The organism is Streptomyces sp. DvalAA-14, assembly GCF_900091855.1.
In the GTDB taxonomy this organism is placed as follows: Bacteria; Actinomycetota; Actinomycetes; order Streptomycetales; family Streptomycetaceae; genus Actinacidiphila.
Genome location: NZ_FMCH01000203.1, coordinates 1 through 6,084, shown reverse-complemented (window position 1 = coordinate 6,084; position 6,084 = coordinate 1). Strand labels below are relative to the sequence as shown.

At 72.4% G+C, this 6,084-nt stretch carries 3 protein-coding genes and 1 pseudogene; all 4 read left to right on the top strand.

All coding sequences use genetic code 11. The features are described from left to right. A pseudogene (locus tag GA0115240_RS36785) lies at positions 1-887 on the top strand (hypothetical protein); the annotation flags it as partial. 82 nt (positions 888-969) lie between these two features. Beyond that, on the top strand, positions 970-1,410 hold the full coding sequence (locus GA0115240_RS10210; RefSeq protein ID WP_093736349.1) for a hypothetical protein: 441 nt from the start codon (positions 970-972) through the stop codon (positions 1,408-1,410). Then, positions 1,403-1,747 carry a hypothetical protein gene (locus GA0115240_RS10205; protein WP_093736348.1) on the top strand — a complete coding sequence of 115 codons (345 nt, stop codon included), beginning with the start codon at positions 1,403-1,405 and terminating at the stop codon, positions 1,745-1,747. The genes GA0115240_RS10210 and GA0115240_RS10205 overlap by 8 nt, the downstream gene beginning before the upstream one ends. A 3-nt stretch (positions 1,748-1,750) precedes the next feature. After that, positions 1,751-6,084, top strand: a 4,334-nt coding sequence (locus GA0115240_RS10200; RefSeq protein WP_141708795.1) for a hypothetical protein, incomplete at its 3' end; no start/stop codon positions are given.

Here is a 6,084-nt window from a genome sequence, read left to right as displayed (position 1 = left end):
GGACGGTCACCACCACGACCGCCGACGGCCACACCGTCACCAGCCATCTCGGCAGCGGCCAGAGCCTGGTCAACCCGGACGGATCGACCACCACGATCGGCTCCGGCGGCGCGATGACCACCCACTACCCCGACGGCAGTTCGGTGACGGTCAACCCGGACGGCTCGGTGACCGCCACCAACGCCACCGGCACCAGCGGCCTGGGCCTGGGCGGCCTGCCGCCCGCCCACTTCGGCACCGGGACCGGCCTGCCGACCACCCATCTGCCGACCACCGGCGACCCCGGCGGCCTGACCCTGCACAACGGCGACGGCAGCACCGTGACCCACTTCCCGTCCGGCGCCCACGCGACCACCGACGGCAGCGGCTTCACCACCACCCACTTCCCCGACGGCAGCAGCAGCATCTCCGGCCCGGGCGGCCAGTTCCAGACCGTGCCGAGCCCGGCAACGGCCGCGGCGAGCGCGGCCGAGGCCGGCGGCGGACTGCCGGACGGCGTGGCGGCCACCCCCGCGGGGGCCGGTGACGCCGGGCTGAGCTCGATGATGTCGCCGATGATGATGATGATGGGAATGTCGCGGATGGGCCAGCAGCAGGGCGGCCAGGGACAGGGCGAGCGGGTCCGCGAGACGTACCAGCAGCACGACTCCGACGGTGCCTTCATCCAGGGCGGCGGCTACCAGCAGCAGGTGGCGCCACCGGAAGAGGTCTTCGAGGAGGAGGAAGAGGACCCGGAGGAGCTGCCCAGCCGGACACCGACCACCGGGCAGGGGCGCCAGAGCCAGGGCGCGCGCCGCCCCTCCACGCAGAGCTCCAGCTGGTCCGACCACGAGGAGGACGTCTGGGGCACCGGCGAGGAGGGCCTGCCGGCGTCCATCGGCCGCTGACCGCGGCACCCGGAGCCGCGCCGGGGCGTGGCGGACAACCGCACGAGGGGCCGCGGCACGGGCCGTACGGAGGGAGGACATCGTGAACGACGAGCTGCAACAGCAACTCGACCAGGCGCTGGCCGAGTTCGAACAGCAGCGGCTGGCCCTGATCCAGGCCAGGGAGCAGATCGCCACGGTCGAGGTGACGGTCAGGTCCCGGGACCGGGCGGTCGAGGTGACCGTCGGCGCCGACGGCGGCCCCAAGGCGCTGCGGTTCATCGACAACAAGCACAAGGCCATGTCCGGGCAGGAGTTGGCCGCCAGCGTGCTGGAGGTGATGCGGGTGGCCCGGGAGGAACTGGCGCTGCGCGTCCGGGCCGGCTTCGACGAGGCGGTCGGCGCCGCCCGCGGCACCGGCACCGGCGGTCCCGCCCAGGAGCCGGTGGACCGGCTCGACGGTCTCGGCCTGGACCGGCTGCTCGACCCGCTGCGGGCCCCCGGCGGCCCGCTCGACACCGGAGGAGTGACCGACCGTGTCTGAGGACAACGTGTTCGCCGCGATCCCCAGCGACGTCGTGGCCGGCGGCGGCGTCACCGACCAGGTGGGCCAGCACGCCAAGCTGCTCGCGCAGAACTACGACGACGCGACGCACTACGACCTGAACGACCCGCCGTGGGGAAGCGGCGACGAGACCGCGGAGACGTTCAAGGAGAAGTACGTGCAGCCGCACGCCGACCTGCGCGACGCCCTGCACTCGCTGGCCGACGCGATCACCGAGGCCGGCGCCAAGACCCTCTTCTCCGGCCGCGACTTCCACGGCGCCCAGGACGACGCGCTCACCGCCATCCACAACGAAGGCGGCGGGGGGCGGCGCTGACCCGTGGCCGTTGACCCCTTCCTCGACGGAATCGTCGTCATGCTCACCGGGATGCACATCCCGCGAGCCAAGTCGGCGGCGATCCGCGCTGCCGTGGAACAGCCCAACGCCGCCCTGGTGAGCGCCCTGACCGATCTCCAGTCGGAGCTCGGCCGGATCACCACGTCGGTGGCGGGCTCGGTCGACGGCAAGTGGAGCAAGGCGTACGTCGACGCGATGTCCACCTTCGCCTCCGGGGACGGCGCGGACGCGATCAAGAACCTCAAGGACACCGCCGCCAATATGGCGGACTTCGGGCACGAGTCGGCCTACCAGGTCGACTACATGAACCGGATGATCATCGCGCAGGTGGTCGAGTTCCTGATCGAGTGGGCGATCACCCTCGTGCTGGCCATCTTCAACCCGATCGAAGCGCTCATCGAGCAGAGCTTCCTGCGCGGGCTCTACCGGCTCATCCTGCGCAGCGTCATCCTGCGCCTGATCGCGCTGATCGCCGAGCACGAGGCGCTGAACATCGGCCTCGGCGCGGCCATGGACGTGCTGGTGCGCTGGTCGCTGTCCCTCGACGGCAAGACCACCTCGCACGGCTCGGACTTCCTCAAGCAAGCGGTCGGCTTCGGCGCGGTCCAGGGCGCGATCTCGCCCTTCGTCCCCTTCCTGGGCGGCTTCTTCGCCAAGGCGCTCGGCAGTGGGATCGGCCGCAACACCGCGAAGGACCTCTTCAAGGGTCTGGAGCACGACCTCCCCGAGCCGCCGGTGCCGAAGCCGATCGCCAAGGACCTGGCCGGTGACGTCGGCGGCGACGGCGCGCGGAACCTCGGGCGGAACACCGCCGACGACCTGCACGAGCCGCCGCCCGGCGGTGCCGGCCGGTTCGGCGACGAGCCGGACCCGCACGGCCCGGGCTCCGGCCCGGTCGGCCCCGACTTCGGCCGGGACTTCTCCGACATCACCGGGAATCTGGTCGACAAGACCGCCTTCACCGGCATCAACGACGCGACCCGGGACGCCTTCCGCACCGACATCGGCAACCTCTTCGCCCGTGACCTGCGCGGCCTGGACACCGACGCGGCCCGCTCGGTCGGCGAGAACTGGGCCGACACCTTCCTCAACAACCTGGGCCGCAAGAACCTCGCCAAGGAACTCGACACCTCGCTGGCCGGCCTGCCCAAGGACGCCGACGGACTGCGCCGGGGGCTGTCCCACGGTGTCGCGGACACCCTCGGTACCGACTGGGGCCGGAAACTGGCCTTCCACAGCTCGATGACGGTGGTGGAAGCCGGCCACCAGAACATCTCGGAAGGGCTCTACAACCTCTTCACCACCGGCAAGTTCACCACCAGCTTCGCCACCGGCCTGTCCGGCGCGGTGGGCGGCCGGCTCGGCCATGTGCTGCACGTCAACGCGCACTTCCTCGGCTCCGGCCTGAAGAGTTCGGCGCTCACCTTCAAGAACGCGGTCGTCGGGAACACCGCGCTCTCCTCCCCGCACCTCAACACCGTCCCGCCCGCGGTCTTTTCGGAGCACACCGCCGCCACACCGCTGCCGACCAGCTCCGGCCCGGGGACCCACGAACCGGGCACCGCGCCGGGTACGGCTCCGGGCCGCCAGCCAGGAACGCAACCGGAGACACAGCCGCCGCCGGTACGTACGGGGTCGGACCGGTCGGAGCCGGACGCGACGGTCACCGACGACACCGTGCACCTGCCGACCACGGACAGCAGCGACTTCCACCACCCGGCTCCCCCGGTGCCGGACACCGTGCCGCGGCTCGACCCGGGCCGGCAGTCCGAACTGGTGCACGGCGTCAACTCCGAGCTGAACAAGCTCGGACGGCCGGATCTGCACGCCGACACCGACGATGTCCGCGAGCACTTCGAGCAGTTGCCGCAGCACCGGCTCAACGAACCGCTCAAGCACCAGTCGTTCCACATCGCCGGCCGGATCGCCAACAACGGCGATCCGCTGCTGATGCGCGGCGGCGGCCTCAACGACGACCCCGAGGCCGTACCGCCCGTCCCGCTCGACGCCCAGTCGTCCAGCAGCAGTTCGAGCGCGCCGCCGAAGCAGGAGCTGGAGCAGGAGCCGGTACCGCAGCGGGAACCGCCGCCGAACGAGGGCACCCCTCCACCGCGGCCGCAGCCACGGCTGGCGCCGCTGCCGCACGACCAACGGAACGCCTGGGACCGGGAGTTGCAGCAGCGGGCGCACGGGGTCGCCCCCACCGCCGCCAAGGGCAAGTCCCGCGAAGGGGCGCCCGGCAGCCGGATCGCGGCGTGGGACACCTACGTCGAGAGGTTCAACGCCCACCAGGCCGCCCTCGGCCCGGCCTCGACGCCCGGGGCGAGCACCGGCACGCGGCGCGACCTGGCCGACGCGCAGCGGGACCTCGCCCGCTGGGGTCTGACCGACCCCGCACCCCTGATGGCCGACTACCGGGCCCGCTTCGCCCTGCCGGAGCCGAAGGAGGAGATCGAGCCGCCCACCCCGCTGCGCACCCAGCAGAAGACCGAGGAGGCGCTCGACGCGGAGGACCAGCGGTCCGACGAGCTGACCCCGCCCAAGCCGAAGATCACCCAGCAGCCCGACGACGTGCGGCAGCCCGAGCGGCCCGGGCTGCTCCCACACGCCGCGCCGAAGGACACCGGGCAGAAGCCGCTGGACCGCCAGCCGCTCGAACGCAAGGCGGACCCCGAGCCGCTCAAGGCGCCCACCCCGCCCAAGGCACCCAAGCCGCCGGATCCGCCGCTGCCGGCCCGGATCGGCAACCGGCTGGTCCTGGGCGGTATGGACGTGGTCGAAGAGTTCCGCTCCGACGACGAAGGTCTCGCCCACATCCGGGACCTGGTCATCCGCGAGGCCGGCCCCAAGGGCTGGGAGGAGAACCGGGAGCGGATCACCGCGCTGTTCTCCGACGACGGCATCCGCCCCAAGGTCCCCGGCATGCTGCGCGGCGGCCGCCCGATCACCCACGTGGTGGATCTCGGCTTCGGCCGGACCCTGACCGTCGCCCTGCAACTGGACGGCGCCTCGCCGCGCTCCGAACTGCACTTCAAGGACGAGACCAAGAAGTACGAGTTCGAGCACAGCTCCGACCCGACCAACGCGGTCGGCTCCCTCGTCGACGGCCGCACCACGTACCTGGCCGGTGTGCAGGGCAACATCGCGCACCCGAAGGCGAGCGACACCGCGGCACTGCTCGGCTCCCGGGAGCACCAGTGGGCGCTCACCAACCAGCGCGCCGACCGCCAGATCAGCGGCGGCCAGACCACCGAGCCCGGCACCCGCTTCCACGGCACCGTCCAGGCGGTCATCACCCACCGGCTGAGCGGCGATCCGGACAACGCGCACCGCCACCCGGTCGCGTACCGGGCACAGGTGGTGGTGCCGACCCGCGACATCACCGACCACTCCGCGATCGACGACGCCGACGCCGACGCCGATGCCGAGGAAGCCCGCGACACCCTCTCCCCGCTGCCCGGCCCCTCGACCCTGCGCCCGCCGCCCCGGCCCACCGGTCCGCCGCGCGTGCTGGCCAGCCGCGCGCTGAGCGGCTCCGACGTCGTCACCAACCTGCGGCTGATCCCGGACGACACCCCGCCGGCCCCGCGGCCGCCGCAGGACGGCGGACCCGCGCCGGACGGAGGACCCGCGACCCGGACCATCACCGACTTCGTCACCAGCGCGCCCATGCAGGCCGCCTTCGGCAAGGCGTACGGCGGGCAGGCGCACCGGGCGATGAACGAGACCAACACCTGGCTGACCGTCGAACTCGTCCAGGCGAACCTGCACGGCATGACCAACAAGCAGCCGCTGGTGCACGAACTGGAGAGCGTGCCCGGCGGCCGCCTGGAGGTGCATGCCTTCATCGAACCGCTCGGCACCCAAGCCGCCCAAGCCGACACCCGGCAGGGCCCGCGGCCCGGCCGGATGATGAACCCGGCCGGCGAGACCGCCGAGACCGAATTCCACTACGGCACCGAGACCGACACCACCCAGGTGCGGCAGGACGTGGTCACCTGGTCCGGCCAGCTGCCGACGCCGGGCCGCTTCCGCGGTCAGGGCGGCACCGACACCGGGCAGCTGGTCGGCGGCCTGGACGACACCCTCAGCCTCGGGCACACCCACAACGAGACCAACAGCCGCCAGTTCCGCTTCCGCAACACCCTGAAGAACCCCGCGCCCGGCCAGGGCTGGCACGGCCAGGTCCGGCTCCGGTTCGTCCTGCACGCCCCCGGCTCGGTGTCGCCGTCGCGCCTCGACGCGCCGTTCAAGGGCGCGGTGCACGAGACCCGCGGCCGCTTCGACGTACTGATCGAGAAGTCCGAGACGACGCC